Here is an 18,736-nt window from a genome sequence, read left to right on the forward strand (position 1 = left end):
TTGCTATTCATCATAGGCTCAGTAATTTAGCAACAAATTTGGGATTAAATACTTCGGATAGCTCGTCCATTACATTTAAATAGACAAGCCCATTTCCTTCAAGTTTTGGAGAATTCCCTAGGGGTACGGTTCTTTTTATTAATTGAGCATACAGCTCACGCTCTGTGAGATTTCGCTCGAAGCTTGCATTCACAAGTACTTTAACTAGCGCCATTGCTCCCGCGACATGTGGAGTTGCCATAGAAGTTCCGCTTAATGTTGCATAGGTTCCGTTTAAATAGGTTGATAAAATTTTCTCTCCAGGGCCCACTAGATCGACTTCATTGTTCGAATTCGAAAAATTGGAAGAGTGTCTCTCCAAGTCAATCGCACCTACGCTAATGACTTCGTTATAACAACCTGGATAGTCAAACTCGTCTGTTGAATCAACCCCATCGCCTTGATTACCTGCCGCACAAATCACAAGAATGTTGGAGGCTACAGCTTTTTGAATGGCTTCGTGTAACGCAGGAAGATTTTCTGGACCGCCGAGAGACATGGAGATAATATCCGCTTTTTGTTCGACCGCATAGTTAATGCCATTAATTATCCACTCGTATTGACCAGACCCATGTTTATCAAGAACCTTAATAATAAGCAAATTAGCCTCAGGAGCTACACCGACAACGCCATTATTGTTTTTGGTCGCAGCTATTGTTCCCGCAACATGTGTTCCATGACCATTGTAATCCTTGTATACATCCGTCTTGCCTTCATCATCATTCGTAAAGTTAATTCCGCCGACTATTCGTTCTTTTAAGTCAGGGTGGGTGATATCACAGCCGGTATCCAGTATGGCAACTGTTATCCCCTTCCCTTTGGTTTGATCCCAGATTTTGGGGGCCTGAATCATTTCCACGCCGGTTGGAATTTCATTGACCTGTTCAATCTTCTCAAGTACTTGAAACGGAATCACATGAACTTGTCGCTCCATTTTTATTCCCTCCTAATTAGGATTAAAATAATAATGCTTGATTCATTCAAATTTGATGTTGATCGACGGGTTATCTCTATGCTATTATTTGGGGGAACATTTTTAACTTATCGTTGTATTTTGCTAAAAAAAACAAGAGTGCTACCAACACTCCTGTTTTTTAGATACATTGGCTTTTGGGACCTCCTGGGGCTAATGGTTCATACACACCTACCTGATCGTTTAGCGGCGAAGGGGTAGGTTTTTTAGTGTATTCTAACAATAATTAAGGCTATAAAAGTTAACAATGCCAAGAGGAAACTCCCAAATTGTAGAATCAACTTTATCATTTCATCTGGTTTCACCTTTACCCTCCTCCTTCCTTACGAAAGGGAGATCCGGGTGGCCTAGTATCTAACAAAAGTGCCTACAAAGAGTAACGTGTGAAGATCGAAACCACCCTACTAACAGTACCCAAGGATGTTTTTGGGACAGAAAAAGCCTACCCTCATTTAATAGCTGGCTGGCATAGTTTCCCTTAGCCCCTCTAGCTTTGCGTCACCGCCTTTAAACGGTTTTGCCATTATCGTGGGTAGACTTCTATATACTGTAAATCTATTATATGCCTAATTATTATATAAGAATATAGGGAGTTAGACACATTATGGATTGTAAGTGCATACAACTAATTTGTCGAACTTAATCAAGAAATACACCGGATCATAGAAAATCGTCATTCGACTAGTTCGAAAGCAATGTATGCTATGTCTCCGCCCTTAAGTTCTCATGAACTTGCCGTCTTGTGAACTCATAGAAAGCAAAGGCTTCCTCCCATGTTTGGAATCCCGCCTGCGCGATGATATCGCTACCTCCGCCTTTCCCATTGTATTTTCCTACATATTCTTTGAAGAAGGCTCCGCAAGAAAGTGGAGAACTACTGTTGTTAGCAAGAATGACTTTGTTTTCCGCAGAAGTAGCAAGTAATACTGGAGTATCACTTTGTGAAGCTAGCTTCACAGCCAGACTTTGCAAATCTTTAAGCGTCTTGTCATCAAAAACACTTGTTATCAGTTTGTCATCGCTACTTGATAACAGCTCCTGCGCAACATAAGCATTGTTTCTCTCTTTGAGAGCAACCAGTTCAGCCTGCAGCTGCTTCTGTTCATTTTCCCACTTCTCAATCCGGTCGATAATCTCGTCTTTACCGGTCTTGAATTTGGAGGACAAGACACCCAAAATCCGCTGGTTTTCATTAAATTCCTTCAAGGCGCGGTATCCGCACAAAAAGTAAATCCGAGTGTTTCCCTTTTGTTTTTCTGCTCTCAGCAGCTTAATCATGCCAATTTCACCCGTTGATGAGACATGTGTCCCACCGCAAGCGTTGTATTCTACACCTTTTATTTCGACAATTCGAATATGATCCGTTACTTTGGGCTGTTTAACTAGCCGCAGTTGAGCTACTTCTTCTTCGGTAATAAAATAACTAACAATACTGTTGTTCAGGTAAATTTGCCGGTTTACTTCGTTCTCAATTGAAGCAAGCTGGTTCAATGTCAGTTCTGGCTGCTCCACGTCGATAGTGGCATAATCGTTACCCAAATGAAAGCTTACCGTCATAGCCTGATAGAGGTCGCGGCAAACCGCAGAAAGCAGATGCTGCCCACTATGCTGCTGCATATGGTCAAATCTTCTATTCCAATCGATCTGGCAAGTCACCTTGCTCTCATCGGGCAGTCGTGCTACCTTGTGCAGCACTTCATCTTCTTCATTGATCACATCAAGCACAGGAATTCCGTTAATATGCCCAAAATCGCAGGGCTGTCCGCCTCCATGTGGGTAGAAAGCCGTCTCCTTCAGGATGACATAATACCCATCTTCTCTTTCAAGAGTTTGGTGTATGTCTGTTTGCCATTCGGTTACGTAAGCGGAATTGTAATATAGTTTTATGGACATGATGATTTCCTTTCTGCTTGCTAGCCATTACGAAATAAGGCATTTATCACTTAGCACTTAACCAACGTGCTTGTTTTCGATCCACCAAGGCAATTCTTTTCCGGTGTCTGCCAAGATAAACGCGTTTTACTAAACCTCTCCCCAATATACCTCGGTTTCATAGTCGAAAAACACATTTCCATCTTGCACATGCCGCTCAAATATATGCTGCAGTTCCGTCATCATCGGCGCAAAATTGGGGTGCTCAGGTACGGGAATGTAGGAAGATGACATCAACCTCCCCTTCAAACCTTCAAAATCGAAAACCTGAGTAATAGCGAATCGTTCTAGCTGCATACTATCGTTCTTGAAGAATGACGCCAGCGTTTCCTGCGAAATATTTTTATGAGTAACTTTTTCATAATCGCTTCCAAATGTACGAAGCAGTAAGTCGTACTCTTCTCTAAATGTATTGCCATGTTCCAGACGCGAGTTCCAGATCAATAGTACCCTCCCGCCAGGCTTCAGAATCCGATGGAATTCGGCTTGTGCGGCCGTGCGATCAAACCAGTGAAACGCTTGGGCACAAACGATAAAGTCGACAGACTCATTCGGTAGTCCAGTCGCTTCAGCAGATCCCGTTACGATACGAAAATTTGCAACTCCACTTAACATTTGCTCAGCGGCTTCCCGCATCGCTTGATTCGGTTCAACAGCGATTACTTGGCTCCCTCTTTGTAATAGCAGCTTTGAAAAAATACCTGTCCCTGCGCCGATGTCCGCAATTACTGCATTTGCATGCAGACCAACGACGTCGTACAAATAATCAATAGCCTCTTTCGGATAACTCGGGCGGAATTTCACATAGGTATCAACGCGATTTGAAAAACGTTCTTTATTATTATTCATCTCATACCTCTCCCATCAGATAAAATATCCTTCTACAAACGAAGCGGCCAACTGTTGATGTGTTAAGAAACTATTTTCGTTTCACTTGATGAAACAATGTTTCATAATATACATATATATCATATTCAATTATTTGACAAAAGTCCATAACAAATACACAGCACTAAAACACAAAAAAACGACCGCTACATTCGCGGCCATTCAACATTTTCCTCAACTTCAACCCTTCTCGAATTCGGCAGGATAGCTAGCTCCGAAGGGCGCATCCGGTCTTGCAAATTGTCCCATTAAATAACGGCGTGTCGAAGTTGTGCGGTCTAAGAACTCTTGATTATTCTCGAAACGATCTGAGCATCGAACCCAAGGCGGACTATAAATATAGTGCATCGTATATCGGTCGTAATCACCATCATGAGTGAAAGTCCGATGCCAGACGGCATTATGAAAAAATAGTACCGATCCCGAAGGTGCACAGATGACATGACCGATCGGAACATCATCCTTAGCAGTTCTAATCGCACCCGGAAGCTGTACTTGGCTTCTATGGCTGCCTGGGATCATCTCCATATTCCCCGTTCTAGGAATGGATTGGTCCGTCAATAAGAAAGAAGCTCGAAGCTGAATCAGCGGAATTGGATATCCGAGTTTACTAAATTCATAAGCCCCAGACCCATCCTGATGCCAACCCCCCACGCCGCCGAAAGCTGGCTGTTTGGTACACCATGCTGACTGTAAAATGAAACGCTCTCCGTAAAGCGCCCTAACTTTAGGCAATACAGCGGGATGATCAATCAATCGCTCCAAAGCGGATTCCGTTTCATAGCCTTTTCCCACCTGTGCCCAACCTTTCGCACCCTCTGACTCGTGTAAGCGGATGGATGCTTCAAGACATTCCTTCACCTCATCTTCGGAGAGTACGTTAGGAATAATCAGATAGCCCCATGATTCAAACATAAACCGATCGAGCTCCGTAAATTCTCCTGGATTAGAAATAGGATTCATAGTAAAGCTCCTCCTTTTTTAAACAAATGATTATTTCTTAACCAATAGTTCTCTAGTGGATTCTCCTAACACTAAGGTCGATTTTACGATCACTTTAGTTGGCTCTGTCACACTCTCCTGGCAATTCAGTAGTTTAAGCAGAAGTTCAGCCGATTTAGCACCAATTTCCTGCTCATGTTGGTCTATATGAGTGAATGTAGGGTTTCCATCTAGCTCGGATGAGGGATTATCGTACATTATAATTGAGAGGTCGCGCGGTACATTTATTCCCAATTTTTTAGCCATACTGGTTATGTTCAAGCCCAATTTCAAATTCAATGTGATGAACGCAGTTGCTGTGCGATATTTGAGATAATGATATAACGGGTGCTTTTCAGTTGGGATCGTATCCGTCACTTGAAAATCTGTCACAATTAAAGCTGGGTTAATCATCGAACCTTTTTGTTTCAGTGCTTCCATATAACCGCGAATCCGTTCGTCGACAGTCACCGTGCTGATCGGAATATCGGAGCAAATGGCGATGTTCCGATGTCCTAGCTCCCACAGATGGTTAACCGCCAATTGAGCACTCATCCAATTATCCGAACAGACACAATGGGTATCAAAGCCTGGCAAGTAGCGATCAATGAGCACGAACGGAAATTTCCGCAGTTTCAGTACCAAGATTTCTTCGTTGTAGGTTTCCGCATCAATCGGAAAAATAATAAGTCCGACGGCCCCATTCTTAATCAGCTCCTGAATGGCTTCCTTTTCCCGTTCCTTGTTATTGTGAGTTAGCACAATCGACACATAATAATTGGTGTTCTCTAACACGGAATTGATTCCTTTTAAAAGTCGAATAGCAAAGAAATCCTCCAGTAAGGGTAGAACGAAGCCGATCATTTTGCGGGAGGAAGCACGCTCATCATGCGCCTTCACATCCGAAGCGTCAAAGTGCTTGATCTCCAGGCTCTCATCTGCTTGTGTACGGGATTCTGGACTAACGAAGCTTCCTCTACCCGGTATTCGGTAAATCCATCCGTCTTTCGCCAGCTGTGTAAGCGCATTGGAAACCGTCATCCGACTGACTCCGAATTGCTCCATCAACTGCTTTTCCGTTGGAAATTTGTCGTTTTCCTCCATAGCGCCTAATTGGATCAACTGTTTAAAATGCTCTTGGATCTGCAAGTATAGCGGTTGTCGTTCATCCGTCCTGGCTGATACCCGCATTCTGCTCATATATCTCCCCCTCAGAAGGGCTCAGTGTGACACATCGCCATGCTTCTTCCATATCCCGAATTAAATCATCCGGATCCTCGGAACCTATATAGAGTCGAACAAGCGAACCTGTTTGCTGATCATTGTTATTTAAGGCATTTACGTTGATTAAACTTTCGAATCCACCCCAGCTGGCTCCAATCCGGAAATACTGCAGACGGTCCGCCCAAGCCCTTAATTTGGCAACCGACTCAAGGGATTCGAACGAAAATAAACTGCTGTACCCTGACATTTGCGTACGAGCCAGCTCATACTGAGGATGGTTTGTTAACCCCGGATGGTTTACTTTCCTCACATAATTTTGCCTGCCTAAATATTCGGCGACCTTCAGCCCGCTCGTTTCATGACGCTGCATCCGCATTGGCAGTGTGCGGAGCCCCCGCGTAACCAAACCCGCTGTCTGTGGCGTCATGATGCCGCCGAACAACATATATTCCGTTGACATCAGTGGGTCCATGAATCTATGGGAGCCAACCACAACGCCCCCCACGCAATCGCTATGCCCGGAAATGTACTTCGTGATCGAATGGACGACGAGGCTAACCCCCATCATGAGCGGATTTTGATGACAAGGCGTCGCCCACGAATTATCGAGAATCGTTTGTGCTCCTATACTTTGTGCCAACGCCGCACAATTTCGTATATCTTGGAGCTGGAACATCATACTAGTCGGACTCTCCAAATACAGCAATTTGGTATTCGGTCGAACCGCACGTTTCCAGTTTTCCAATGAGCTGCCATCGACAAAGGTCGTTTCGACCCCAAACTTTTGCAAGTAGACACCTAGAAATTCTCGCGTCGGTCCGTACGCCTGATGTGTGCAAATGACGTGGTCACCCTGCTTCACTATAGACATAATCGCTGCCGAAATCGCCGCCATTCCGGACGCAAAGCACTTGGCCCTTTCCCCTTGCTCTAGCTGGGCGAGCTTGTCCTCCAGGTACCTTACCGTAGGATTATTGCCTCTGGAATACACGAAGTTTTCTTGCTCATCGAGTCTTGCCAAGTTGAGTTGCTCGTACGTATCGAACGAAAATAAACTCGTCTGATAAATGGGTACACTTATGGCGCCATGATGACGATCATCGTGCGCATCATGCGCCACTATGGAATAAATCTTCTCCTTTGCGCTCACTACCCTTTCACCGCCCCTTGGGTTAATCCTTCTACAATAAATCGTTGTGCTAGGGCAAACAAAAGTATCGTCGGGAGTACAGACAGCACAGTTCCGGCGGACATAGAGCCCCAATCTACATTAAATTTGAGGATAAAAGAATTCATCGCTACCGGCAGTGTCTTTAACGATTCGTTATCGATAAACATGACGGCCAAGAAAAGCTCGTTCCAGTTCTGAACGAAAGCAAAGATGAACATCGAGGAAATGCCCGGCATCATGATCGGGATAATGACTCGCATGAGGGCAGATAACTGGGAACAGCCGTCGATCATTGCCGCTTCCTCCAGATTGGCAGGAATTCGCTGGAAAAAGCCTCGCAGCATAATCGTGGAGAACGGGATCAAGATGACCGTATACATGAGGATCAATGAGATTCGCTGATTAAGCAGATGCAAGTTTGACATCATCATGTAAAGCGGAGCCAGAGCTATGAATCCAGGAAGCATCTGCGTGACGAAGAATGCGAGCATGATTTGTTTGTGGCCGCGAAACCGAAATCGAGCGAGTACATAAGCACTGCATATGGCGATCACGATTACGATCAGCGCAGAGGATATCGAAACGAGAAGACTGTTGGCAATATATACGTTGAACTTAGATACTTTGAAGATGTTGACATAATTTTGAAATGTGAACTGCTCTGGCCAGTAATGGACGGGATAACTGAATATTTCCTTTTGCGGCTTTAACGAGGTGATGACGATCCAGTATAACGGAAACACCATAATGACTAAGTACACGAATAGAAAGGCAACTTTTATGATCCGATACCCGTAATTTCGTTTCATTTAGAAGTCACCTACTTTCTCCGACTTAGTAACCATCAAATAAAACAAAGTGTACAAAAACAACATGACGATCATAATGACCCCGACTGCCGATGCAGCCCCATAATCGCCGTCATAAATAATTTTATTGAGCATCAAAGAGGACAAAATGTGGGTCGCCCCTCCCGGTCCGCCATTCGTCATGCCGTAAATGAGTGTAGGATCGTTGAAGATCCAAATGACCCGCAGCAGCGTTGTGGCGATGATGGTCGGCATGATGTACGGAATCGTCACATAAAGCAGCTTTCGATAACCGTTCGCTCCATCGATACTCGCAGCTTCGTACAGCTCCGAAGGTATAGATTGCAGTGCAGCCAGCAGCATGATGGTAAAAAAGGCTATCCCGTACCATACGTTGGCGACGATAACGGAGGACATCGCCCATTTCGGATCCGACAAGAACCCGATGCGATCTTCAATAATACCAAGACGCAATAAGAGATCGTTGATGACGCCGATTTGTGAGTTAAACAGCCACTTCCAAATAAGGCCGATCAGAAATCCCGATAATGCCCATGGATAAAAAATAAAGGCTTGGTACACGCCTCTTCCCCAGAACTTCTTGTTTAAAAATAATGCTAGGATGAACCCTAAGAGAAATTGCAAAATTAAGGAGAAAAACACCCAGTAGGCACTGTTTTTCAATGCGGCAAGAAATTGATGGTCTCGAAACGCATCAACAAAGTTTTGCATGCCGACAAAATGTACTTGCTTCAGATTGAACAGCTTGTAATTTTGAAAAGCCATCACCACTCCCTTGAAGAAGGGATAGTATGTAAAAATCAATACAAGCAGCAGTGCGGGCAGCAAGCTGGAGAGAATGAATTTTTGTCGAGAACTCACATGAACACCCCCCGGTAAGAAAAAAGCGGCAAGCGATGACCGCCCGCCGCTTCCAACTACTTCCTTTATTTTTTCATTCCCGCTTTCTGATCTAACCAAAATTTATCCCATTCCTTAAGCGTATCGTCAGTCGATTTCTTATCGAGTAAATAAGATTGCTGCCCTTTCATGCTCAGCTCTCCCCAGCTTCCGTTGCCAGGATATTTGAACGGCGGTGTAAAGTTAACGAAAACATCTGCTTTTGCAGTCATATCAAGCAGTGTCTTGTAAGGGCCTGTTTGGAAGAACGTATCGGCAGTCGCCGATGTATGAATCGGTATCGTGCCAATTTGCTTAGAAAATTCCGTATTTTCTTTCGGGCTCGAGAGATAAGAAATTAATTTCCAAGCTTCGTTCTTACTTTTGGAATTCGCTGTTACGCCCCATCCTGCAGCTCCTGTACTGACCAGTGATTTGCCGTTAGGACCGAGTGGCATCGCAGCCGTTTCTAATGTTTTGGGGTCCATTTTATCCTGAAGCACCTTGATAACGTCTGGATCCTGGAGTAAAATGCCTGTTACCCCAGATGTAAAGGCTTGAACTTGATCCTGGAATCCCCAGTTGATCGAATCCGGCGGTGACGCCTCTTTATAAAGCTTCTTGTACAGCTCCAAAGCCTGCTTTGCTTCAGGTGTGCTGTACACCGTCTTGCCGTCCTTCGTAAAAGGCGCATCGTCGAGATTCATCAATTTATCGTTATAATCATAAATCATATGGTCGAAGTTGCCGTTAGCTCCCGGACCTCCGCGGAACGAGAAACCATACCGATTTTGTTTCGGATCGGTAAGCTTTTTGGCAGAATCGACCAGTTCTTCCCATGTCTTCGGTGCACTAAGCCCCTTGGCGTCGAACCAATCTTTCCGGTAAAACACTTGTCTTTGATATAGAGCGTTCGCGATAAAATAGAGTTTGCCATTATTCGAGCCAACAACTTTGGACGTACCAGAGAGAGTTTTACTATCCGCCCAACTCGATGCGTAGGTATCCAATGGTTCCAAATAACCATTATTCACATACTCGGCAATGTTAAGATCCCGTACCTCGAGAATATCGAGTTCTTGCTTAGCGGCAAGCATTGTTCTGATTTTATTGTCCGCTTGATCAAATGGCGGTGATATGAGCTCCACTTTAATATTCGGATTGTCCTTTTGAAACCGAGCTATGGCATCTTGAAGCAGTTTGGTGCGTTCCGGACTCGTTAAACTTTCAATCATATGAAGCGTTACTTGCTTGACCGGAGGCTCAGTGCTCTTCGCGCTCTCACTGGGCGCTGCCGTATTTCCACTTGGAGTTGCCGTATTCTCGGAGCTTCCACTCCCACTACACCCTGCTAAGGAACCAAATAACATAACGCCAGCAAACAAAGTTGTCCACCCTTTGACCACAGCTGCCCCCATATCTAACGCCCTCCTCAATTTAGTCATATTCAACTATATTGTCTTAATTAAATAGATATGTCTTAATGCTGCCGCTTTGTTTAATAAATAAAAAAACGCTAATGACACTTATATGTCATCAGCGTTTTATTTTCTTTTATTTTATACCCCTTCAATAGCAACATGGTTTTGATTATGCTCAACAATAAGAGCAGCTCGCATGAGCTCTCTCATGACATCGGATTGCAGTTGTGGATTTAAATAGAGGGTTTTGATGTACAGCTGACCTTTTTCACTCGATGTGTATTTGGGAGGTATACGATTTAAAACTAGAGCAAGAATATCCTCTTTGCAATGCTGACAACCGCATTTGATATCATAGCTTTTTTGAAACTCTTCATACAAATTGCTAACGATTGCTTCTACTGCATTAACTAATCCCATACTTGTTCAAACTCCTCTATACCAACATTTATCTCACTAAACTAGAGCGACTTTATGATTCATTCATCAACCTTTGATCAAAGTCTCATGTTCATATTCAATCATGAATATGTTTAGTAAGTGTTAGGTTGACATAAATGGAACCCTTATTGCACTTCATCTCTTCTCAAAATAAAAACGAGAGAAGCTTATAAGGAGCCCCCTCGTTTTGCTGATGTTATACGGTTTCCGTGCTGTTTAAGATTGCTTTCAAACGCGCTAACTGAAGAAGATGATGGCGATAATGCATCTCAATGAGTGCAAACCATTCTTTCGCGTTAAGTGCGCCTAATCTTGGATGCAACGAGGTACATCTCGGAGATATGCCCTCAAGCAAAGGCTCGATTTCTTTCAATTTTTGGAGCACGGCATGCATGCCATCGATGATCTGCTGCTTACTAGCTGGCTGCTCGGGCGTATATTGAGGAGATGCTGGAACCCTAATACGTTCAGGTGGAAAACCGCCTAGCGCAAAGACTGTTGCTCCCGCTTCCGTTTTTTCTCCAACAGGATCGACTGCATCTGCACTCTGACTTCGACATTTCTCAATATTGCCAATCTGCATGTAGAGAGCTGTTTTGATGAGATGGAGGTACACTTGTCCAAGCGACCATTCATTCTCATTTGACTGAAGCTTCAGTTGCTCTATGCTCAGAGGATTTAATTCATCTAAGTATTGGTGGGTAAGTTCCTCAATTCGTTTCAAAGTTTCGGCTGTTTTCATCATATTATTAGCTCCTCTCGAATCTTGTACCTTAAGTATACACAACGCTACTGACAGCTGTATGTCAGTAGTGTTTATGCGTTTAAGAATTTCGTATGAGATAAAGCCCTTGCGGAATGACGAGCCAGAAACCAGATATAGGCATTATTATTGCCCCTATGATAGACAAAATGAGTATATGCCAGCCTACAAAGCGAGGAATAGCAAGGCCTTTCTCTTTGGTCATCCAACGCATCATTCGTCCAATAATCCACAACAAAACACCAAAAAATAAAAACCAGATAGCTGCCATCCTGTCGAATGACTGATCAACGGAATTCCATACACCCGCTTTCACCATATCGTTGAGCGGTTTCCAACATAATATCAAACCGACAGCATTATGAATATAAGAAGTCCACTCCATCATCCATCCGCTATGCTTCTGTATGGCCACGCTGCACCTCCCTAAAGTTTCGTTCTTGTAAAACTATCTAACGTAAGCATAGCTTTAATCCTCAACAGGAATCTGTTTCAAATGATTACTATCGTTCACTTGTTTCATGGAATCATCTTCTTCCAACCGGTCAATAGCCGCATCAAGCAGAGATTTGACTCCTAATAAGGCTTCTTTTTCCGCTTGTCGAAAATGTGCTCTTGCTGCCTCTGGAACGAGTCTTGCCACAGCGATGTTTTTAATATCCTCGAAGAGGAGCGCAATGTTTTCTAAATCCTGCATGTTTGTGCGGATGCTCATGAACCATCTCTTCCTTTCTATTTACGATTCTTCGTTCGGACCGAAATGTATGGTAAGTATGCCGTCTGCAAGACGTGCAGCTTCCACCTGTCGCCCCATCAAGACCCTCGGCAGTGCAACAATCCGTCTGTAGCTGCCCACCTGTAGTGTCAATTCATCGCCTTTTTGATTTAATTGGAGCTGCTTCTTTTCGGTAAATGGCAGCGAGATGCGGAGTTCATATCCTCCTTCTGTTTTCTTCACTTCCTCTATGATGCCTCTGTGTAGAATCGCTCCGCATTCCCGTTCGTGGAAAGCCGCTGCTGCAACGCGCTCAAGCATCTCTTTCCCAACAACCTCAAGAGGCATTAGAGGAACTTTCAAGATCGGCAAAGGACTAAAGCATTGGATAATTTCATCTTCGTACTTGTTCTGTATCTGTTTCCACTGTGCAAAATACCCTTCAGATGCTTCTTCGGAAAGCACTTTATTAACAATGACCGCATCGGTGTGAAACCCGTATAAGTTGAGGTTAGTAAAGGCTCTCCGCGCTTCGGAAATTACCATTTTCTCCGGATTAACGACAAGACGTATGCTAGTAATTTCGGGATCGGCAATCACTTGCTGCAGCTTTTCCAATTGATCGACCACTTGGCTGAAGCTGTCCATGACATCGTCGTTAGGCAGTTCTAAGCCCTTGGTCACTTTCAGAATCGGGCGTGCTAACTTGAGAATTTTACGCTCGAAAGGAAATATATTTCTCACCCACCAACGAAGGAGCTGGGGATAGCTAAGCAAGCGAAGTGTTTCTCCAGTCGGTGCACAATCCACAATGATTGCATCATACAGTCCACTTTCGGCATGCTCTTTAATTCTCAAGAGGCTAAATAATTCTTCAAACCCTGGAAACACCATAAGCTCTTCAGATCCGATATCATCTAGGTTAGCCCACTGCATAAAGTTCGAAAACCAATTACGAACACTCCCCCAATACCGCTGTGTTTCCCTTAAGCTATCGATTTCTTGCGCCCACAATCGCTCATGAATTAATATGGGTTCATGCTGCAGCGGAATACCGAGCGAATCCGATAAGCTGTGGGCAGCATCCGTACTTATAACGATTGTTCGCTTACCTTCGGCTGCCATTCGGTAAGCTGTTGCTGCGGCGATACTGGTTTTTCCCACTCCGCCTTTACCTGTGTAAATAATAATGCGCAAGCTTAGCACCTCCATTAGTACGATTTCGTAGTAATTGCATAAAAAAATTAATCGATTTCGATCGTTCTCGTCTGCGTCGATTTCGAAGGTCCGGCAGACTCTGCATTTTGTTGTAAAGCTTTAGCCACTTTCAACGACAGATGAATAAATTGCTGAAGTTCCTCAGCCGTCAAGGCATTTTCAATACGCCCAAACATGACATTCATCGTACCAAGCGCCTCTTCGGCTATCAGTTCCCCATCTTCCGTCAATCGATTAACAATAATTCGCTGGTCTTGCTGCGATTTCTCTCTATAGATGTAGCCTTTTCGAACAAGCCGCTTGGCAATACTGGTCACTGTGCTAAGAGGCGCACCCAAGTGATCTGCCATTTGGGACATTGTCAGCTGACCATGAAATTTCAGCAACAACAATGTTGAAAAATCAGAACTCGTGAGCTGCAGTTCCAGGTAGGTCGTATCAGGAAACATACTAAGTGGACGAAGTCCATTTTTGAAAATAAGCTCAAACAGCTGCTGCATGAACATTCCTTTCTTCTTACAATAAACTACGATATCGTAATTTTCCTATCTTTAAATTACTACGCAATCGTAGTAATGTCAACTGTTACATTGAACAGATCAAAAAAGCAGGTCGCCATGGCGTCCTGCTCGTTGGTGTCATTTCGAATATAAGTTTTATAACAATGGGGAAAATAGGCGTGCTGTTTGCTCGATTATGCGCTGTGGATAGGAGCGTTGTATCAATTCTTCCATTTGCAATGGTACGGAATCAAGTAGATCACGCTCGAATTGCTCCGTGAGTTCCCGTCCCACATCGGCACTGTATAAGAGTTCAATGACCTCGAAATTTAAACGAAAACTTCGCATATCGTAATTCGCAGAACCTACGCCAGCCATTTCTTCATCAATGATCATTACCTTTGCATGAAGTATGTCTTTCTCATACATATAAATTTGAACTCCTGTTTCAATCAATTCTCCATAATAGGTACGGCTCGCAGGTCCCACGATTTTGGGAGTAACATGACGTGGAACCAGCAATCTTACACGTACACCGCGTGCAACGGCTGCCTTCAACGCCATTATGATATCTGATTCGGGCACAAAGTAAGGTGTGGTAATATCTATGGACTTAGTCGCTTGTGTCAGACAAATGAAGAAAGCCTGCCGGATGACTTCAGTAGGAATTCCAGGATTACTCTCTAACGTTTGCATGTATGCATAGTGCAGCGACTCTGTGCCAGAAACGGGATCAACGCCCGCATCCAATTCCGCACCCCATTCTTCCGACCATCCGGAAAGTGAAACTTTGGCAGTTGGAATGATTTGCTTTGATCTATTTCTTATACCCTGTTTAGTCTTTTGCGGAATCTTTTCCTTCGAAGCAATATTCCAATGGACATCGAATATTGTCCGCAGATCATTTGCAACTTCTCCGACTAATCGCATATGAGTATCACGCCAAAAGCCTACGTCAGGCTTTAATCCTGTATACTCATCCCCTACGTTGATACCACCTGTGAAAGCTTCGATCCCATCGATGACGACAATCTTACAATGATCCCGATAAGTCAAAGTGGGTATCCAAGGAAAACTCAATGGAAATATCGTCCGGCATTCTATTCCGGCATCTATCATCCGACTGATCACATGTTTAGGAAATTGTTTACTCCCCCATCCGTCTCTAATGAAACGGATCTTCACGCCAGCTTCGGCTCGTTCAATCAGGATATCCGTAATTCGTTTGCCAATCTGGTCATCCCGATATGTGTAATACTCCACTTCCACGGTGCTTTGCGCATTCTGTAGAGATGCGATAAGTTTATCATAAGTTTCTATGCCGTTCGTAAGCAATTGAACTCGGCCACTCCTAAGTCCATGCACCGTCAACTGACTGACAGATTGAGCGATGATGGAGGAAGCAGGACTGAAAGAATCAGGCAATGGATCTGACACATTGTTCGGAGAAGTGAGTCTCTCTTTACGAAAATGAATTGGATTGGCAATGATGAGATATATGACGTATCCAAGAACAGGAAATATCAGACCTATAGCTAGCCAATTCAAAGCTTTTTCCGGACGACGTACTTCACGGATCGCTACGATTAACATAAAGATTGTATTCAAAGCGTAAAGTCCAATAAACCCCATGAAATAACCCCCTAAATTATATTCAAAGCACAACATATAGTAAGAAACATCCAAAAACTTTCACAACAAAGCTTTTTCTTATGATTCACATACGCAACAAATTGCATACTAACTATTGGAAAGTAGTTTTACTGATGAATAAAAAACCGCTTATTTCCTGTTTAAGGAATTAAGCGGTATCCGTATCAAAATCTTTGATTTCTTGATTTCCTAAGAGAGTTAATTAACAATAAAAATACTAACTGCACGAGTTCAAAAATAATTGCTTCCATCACTACCAACAACGCTAGGATTTGACCAAATGGTTTAAAGAAAGTTTCTGTTTTGGGATATACATATTTACCAGTAAAATAGAAACTACGCATGATAAAATGAAAACTCTATTATTCAACCACAGCTATTGCATCAATTTGAACCATAAAACCCATATTTGCTGGCCCTATTGTACGAGCTGGATATGGTTTTGAGAAGTATTCTTTGTAAATCAAATTAAATTCATCGAAGCCTGCTCCTTCTCCAAGAAAGACAGTTACTTTAACCACATCTTTCAAAGCTGCGCCAGATGCTTCTATAATTGCTTTGAGGTTTTCTAATGCCCTTCTCGCTTGTTCTTCCAAGGTATTTCCTACTACCCTACCAGTTTCAGGATCAAAAGGTCCTTGTCCGGCTACGTATACCGTATTACCTACTTTAATTGCCTGCGAATAGGGCATTCCCTCTGGGTTTTGTGCCTTCTCTGTAAAAATAACTTCTTTCATCGTAAACCTCCAGTTTCATATTTCATACCAAGGATCTTTTCTCTTGTGATTCGCCGCGGAGCGCAGTGTTAAAAGATTTTGGGTACAGCTGCCATCTTCTCGATTTAACCTAAACAATTATGGTTTAGTAGCTTTCCATATGTATTTATATTCTCTAACTCCTATATTTCCACTAATGATATGTTCTTTGACCTTTCGTTGAAGCTCTTTACTCATTGCTGGCATTGTATAATCTGGGTTACCAGGTGTATCCGTTAAAAACTTAGCGAATTCACTCTCATCGGGAAAATAATAGATAGCGTCCTGAAATTCTTCAATCTCAATATTAATAAATCCATTAAAAAGTAATCGTTCCTTTACTTTCTCTAGCGCACCGGAATGAATACCGAATATCGTGCCTTCGCTTGTTAGGATTCTACTATGATTTAATATTGAAGTTGGGCCTCTTCGATTGTAAATCAAATTAAATTGATCATCATTAAAAGGCAGTTCCAGTTCCCCCTTGGTAGAACAATAAACAAATTTAACGTTATCGCAGTGAGCTTCCTCTAAACTTGATTTAGCAATGTTTATCATTTCTAATGAGTTATCAAAACCAGTAATATCAGTTCCTATACTCCCCATCTTCCTAGTAAATTCTCCGTGACCGCAGCCTGCATCTAAGACAGAATTAAACATTGGCAGCATGCTTGTTAATCTCTGTTCAAAAATCTCTTCAGCTGAAATTCCTTCAACTGTATAAATGGCAGTGCTTTTATACCCACCATTTTTTCTGGCGATCATGTCATACCACTCAATCCCCAAACATTTACCTCCACCCTCAAGACCGAATAATTACATCAATCGTTTAACCACTCGTTGATTAATTCGATAAATCCCAAAAATTCCCTGCATCTTCTCGTAATTTGTGCTTAATTAACAATCAGTGTTATTTGCCATACAGCAGCCTACGTCAGTATCTATCAATGAATTGATTGTGAGACCCACAACTCAAACTATATAAATTCAAAAGCCGGCATGAGCGCCACAAAATAGCAGCTCATGCCGGCTTATCTAATGTAAACAAAAATAATGGCGTAAATATGGGGACTGTTCTTGGCATTTCTTACATCATAGTTGGAGTCATCGTATTAAACCTGTTTGGACAGAATCAAAGCAACTATTGATTTTCATAATACTTGACTAATTCAATAACCATAGCCCCCATCCGTTCGCTTTCGGGTACAATGACGTGGTCCAACCCTTCTGCTCTCAAAGCCACTTCCGTTACTTTGCCGACCGCTACTGCCTTTACTCGTGTGCTGAACGATTCTCGAACTGTATCCACGATCCCTTGACGTTTAGCATATTCAAACAGATATCGCACCTGTACCGCGGTAGTAAAACAAACAGCGTCGATCGATTTAGTTGAAAGCTCATGACACAACGTCTCCAAAGTGGATGATTCCGGTTCTACATGTCGATATGGCAGCAGTTGAATAACATTTGCCCCTCGATTCTCTAAGAATTGGATCAAATCAGGCTGAGGTTCACCATGTAACTGGACAACTACTGTTTTACCCGCGAAATCGCAAAGATCCATACTTCGGATTAAACCTTGAGTCGTTCCATCCTCATCGACAATTTCGGGTTTTATGTCCAATTTCTTAAGCAAAGCATACGTTTTATATCCGCGTGCCGCTACGTTCGCTTCTTTCATTTTTTGAATCAGAGTTGTATGAATTTCTAACCGTTCCGCAGCACCCAGCAGCGTATCTGTTCCAGTACCTGTTGTAAGAACAAACCAATCAATCTTGTTATTCACGCAAAATAATAATTCTTGTTCGATTGCTGACTCATCAAAATATATAAGGCCTTGCAAAGGACGAATGACAGGGATACCTCCCTGCTTCTCGATTAACAGGCTCATTTCCTCTGTTTTTCTAGAGCCTGCGATTACGATCTTCTTGTTGTTAAGCTTTTTCATTTTCTATGAATCCCCCTCAGAATGCTGTCCCTATTATTGTAATTGTTTTCATGAAATTTTAAAATGACCACGCTTCGCATTGTGTAGCGAAGGCGTGGCCATTTTTACCCGATCGAATAACGAATATACGCTAGCAAGGCTAACAATCCTGCAGCAATTGAAATCACATAAAAAGATGTAAGTCGAACCCATTTCACCTCTGTTTTTTGGAAATAGGTTTGATCGCCTTCACGATTCTTACGAGAAAAACCAACCATAAAGGTAACTACTAAGCCAAATAATAGTATGATTGAAAATATCCCAAAATAGATATACATATTCATATAATAACCACCTTTTCTTTGTAAAATTGGTCCTTCGGTGAAAATTATATAGGAAATTGATCTGAATTTCATCAACCACTTT

21 protein-coding genes and 1 riboswitch are annotated in these 18,736 nt (G+C 42.8%); all 21 genes read right to left on the reverse strand.

Features of this window, described 5'->3' with window-relative positions; genetic code table 11:
- Positions 1-10: 10 nt before the first annotated feature.
- The gene (locus GC102_RS02685) at positions 11-973 is read right to left on the reverse strand and encodes a S8 family peptidase (RefSeq protein WP_171688123.1); all 963 of its coding nucleotides are present in this window, start codon (positions 971-973) and stop codon (positions 11-13) included.
- A 245-nt stretch (positions 974-1,218) separates the two neighbouring features.
- A complete protein-coding gene (locus GC102_RS40510) occupies positions 1,219-1,302 on the reverse strand; it encodes a putative holin-like toxin (RefSeq protein ID WP_367618672.1) in 84 nt (27 codons plus the stop codon).
- 161 nt (positions 1,303-1,463) lie between these two features.
- Positions 1,464-1,544, reverse strand: a riboswitch (cyclic di-GMP riboswitch).
- 170 nt (positions 1,545-1,714) lie between these two features.
- Entirely contained in the window at positions 1,715-2,905 is a 1,191-nt protein-coding gene (locus GC102_RS02695; protein WP_171688124.1) for an alanyl-tRNA editing protein, read from the reverse strand.
- 129 nt (positions 2,906-3,034) lie between these two features.
- Positions 3,035-3,793: a class I SAM-dependent methyltransferase gene (locus GC102_RS02700; RefSeq protein ID WP_171688125.1), complete on the reverse strand. Its 759-nt coding sequence runs from the start codon at positions 3,791-3,793 to the stop codon at positions 3,035-3,037.
- Positions 3,794-4,012: 219 nt separating this feature from the next.
- Entirely contained in the window at positions 4,013-4,795 is a 783-nt protein-coding gene (locus GC102_RS02705; RefSeq protein WP_171688126.1) for a phytanoyl-CoA dioxygenase family protein, read from the reverse strand.
- 30 nt (positions 4,796-4,825) lie between these two features.
- A complete protein-coding gene (locus tag GC102_RS02710; protein WP_246320706.1) occupies positions 4,826-6,013 on the reverse strand; it encodes a GntR family transcriptional regulator in 1,188 nt (395 codons plus the stop codon).
- On the reverse strand, positions 5,979-7,187 hold the full coding sequence (locus GC102_RS02715; RefSeq protein ID WP_171688127.1) for a trans-sulfuration enzyme family protein: 1,209 nt from the start codon (positions 7,185-7,187) through the stop codon (positions 5,979-5,981). The genes GC102_RS02710 and GC102_RS02715 overlap by 35 nt, the downstream gene beginning before the upstream one ends.
- Complete coding sequence (locus tag GC102_RS02720) at positions 7,187-8,017, reverse strand: carbohydrate ABC transporter permease (RefSeq protein ID WP_171688128.1); 831 nt, start codon at positions 8,015-8,017, stop codon at positions 7,187-7,189. Before GC102_RS02720 ends, GC102_RS02715 begins: the two co-directional genes overlap by 1 nt.
- Positions 8,018-8,899 carry a carbohydrate ABC transporter permease gene (locus tag GC102_RS02725; protein WP_171688129.1) on the reverse strand — a complete coding sequence of 294 codons (882 nt, stop codon included), beginning with the start codon at positions 8,897-8,899 and terminating at the stop codon, positions 8,018-8,020.
- Between the two features lie 65 nt (positions 8,900-8,964).
- Positions 8,965-10,335: an ABC transporter substrate-binding protein gene (locus tag GC102_RS02730; RefSeq protein WP_246320707.1), complete on the reverse strand. Its 1,371-nt coding sequence runs from the start codon at positions 10,333-10,335 to the stop codon at positions 8,965-8,967.
- Between the two features lie 141 nt (positions 10,336-10,476).
- Positions 10,477-10,758 (reverse strand): late competence development ComFB family protein, encoded by a 282-nt coding sequence (locus tag GC102_RS02735; RefSeq protein WP_171688130.1) that lies wholly within the window; start codon positions 10,756-10,758, stop codon positions 10,477-10,479.
- Between the two features lie 217 nt (positions 10,759-10,975).
- Positions 10,976-11,521, reverse strand: coding sequence for a DinB family protein (locus tag GC102_RS02740; RefSeq protein WP_171688564.1), 546 nt, complete (start codon positions 11,519-11,521; stop codon positions 10,976-10,978).
- Positions 11,522-11,603: 82 nt separating this feature from the next.
- Entirely contained in the window at positions 11,604-11,957 is a 354-nt protein-coding gene (locus GC102_RS02745) for a DUF6463 family protein (protein WP_171688131.1), read from the reverse strand.
- Between the two features lie 54 nt (positions 11,958-12,011).
- Positions 12,012-12,257: a hypothetical protein gene (locus GC102_RS02750; protein WP_171688132.1), complete on the reverse strand. Its 246-nt coding sequence runs from the start codon at positions 12,255-12,257 to the stop codon at positions 12,012-12,014.
- 21 nt (positions 12,258-12,278) lie between these two features.
- Entirely contained in the window at positions 12,279-13,454 is a 1,176-nt protein-coding gene (locus GC102_RS02755; protein ID WP_171688133.1) for an ArsA family ATPase, read from the reverse strand.
- Positions 13,455-13,501: 47 nt separating this feature from the next.
- Entirely contained in the window at positions 13,502-13,975 is a 474-nt protein-coding gene (locus tag GC102_RS02760; RefSeq protein WP_171644142.1) for a MarR family winged helix-turn-helix transcriptional regulator, read from the reverse strand.
- 156 nt (positions 13,976-14,131) lie between these two features.
- A complete protein-coding gene (locus GC102_RS02765) occupies positions 14,132-15,607 on the reverse strand; it encodes a phospholipase D-like domain-containing protein (protein WP_171688134.1) in 1,476 nt (491 codons plus the stop codon).
- Between the two features lie 383 nt (positions 15,608-15,990).
- Positions 15,991-16,365 (reverse strand): Rid family detoxifying hydrolase, encoded by a 375-nt coding sequence (locus GC102_RS02770; RefSeq protein WP_171688135.1) that lies wholly within the window; start codon positions 16,363-16,365, stop codon positions 15,991-15,993.
- A 117-nt stretch (positions 16,366-16,482) separates the two neighbouring features.
- Positions 16,483-17,169 carry a class I SAM-dependent methyltransferase gene (locus tag GC102_RS02775; protein WP_171688136.1) on the reverse strand — a complete coding sequence of 229 codons (687 nt, stop codon included), beginning with the start codon at positions 17,167-17,169 and terminating at the stop codon, positions 16,483-16,485.
- 355 nt (positions 17,170-17,524) lie between these two features.
- Entirely contained in the window at positions 17,525-18,331 is an 807-nt protein-coding gene (locus GC102_RS02780) for a uroporphyrinogen-III synthase (RefSeq protein ID WP_171688137.1), read from the reverse strand.
- Positions 18,332-18,435: 104 nt separating this feature from the next.
- The gene (locus GC102_RS02785) at positions 18,436-18,654 is read right to left on the reverse strand and encodes a hypothetical protein (RefSeq protein ID WP_060645074.1); all 219 of its coding nucleotides are present in this window, start codon (positions 18,652-18,654) and stop codon (positions 18,436-18,438) included.
- Between the last annotated feature and the right edge of the window lie 82 nt (positions 18,655-18,736).

Origin of the sequence: Paenibacillus germinis (assembly GCF_013141785.1) — a bacterium.
GTDB classification, from domain to species: Bacteria; Bacillota; Bacilli; order Paenibacillales; family NBRC-103111; genus Paenibacillus_E; species Paenibacillus_E phytorum.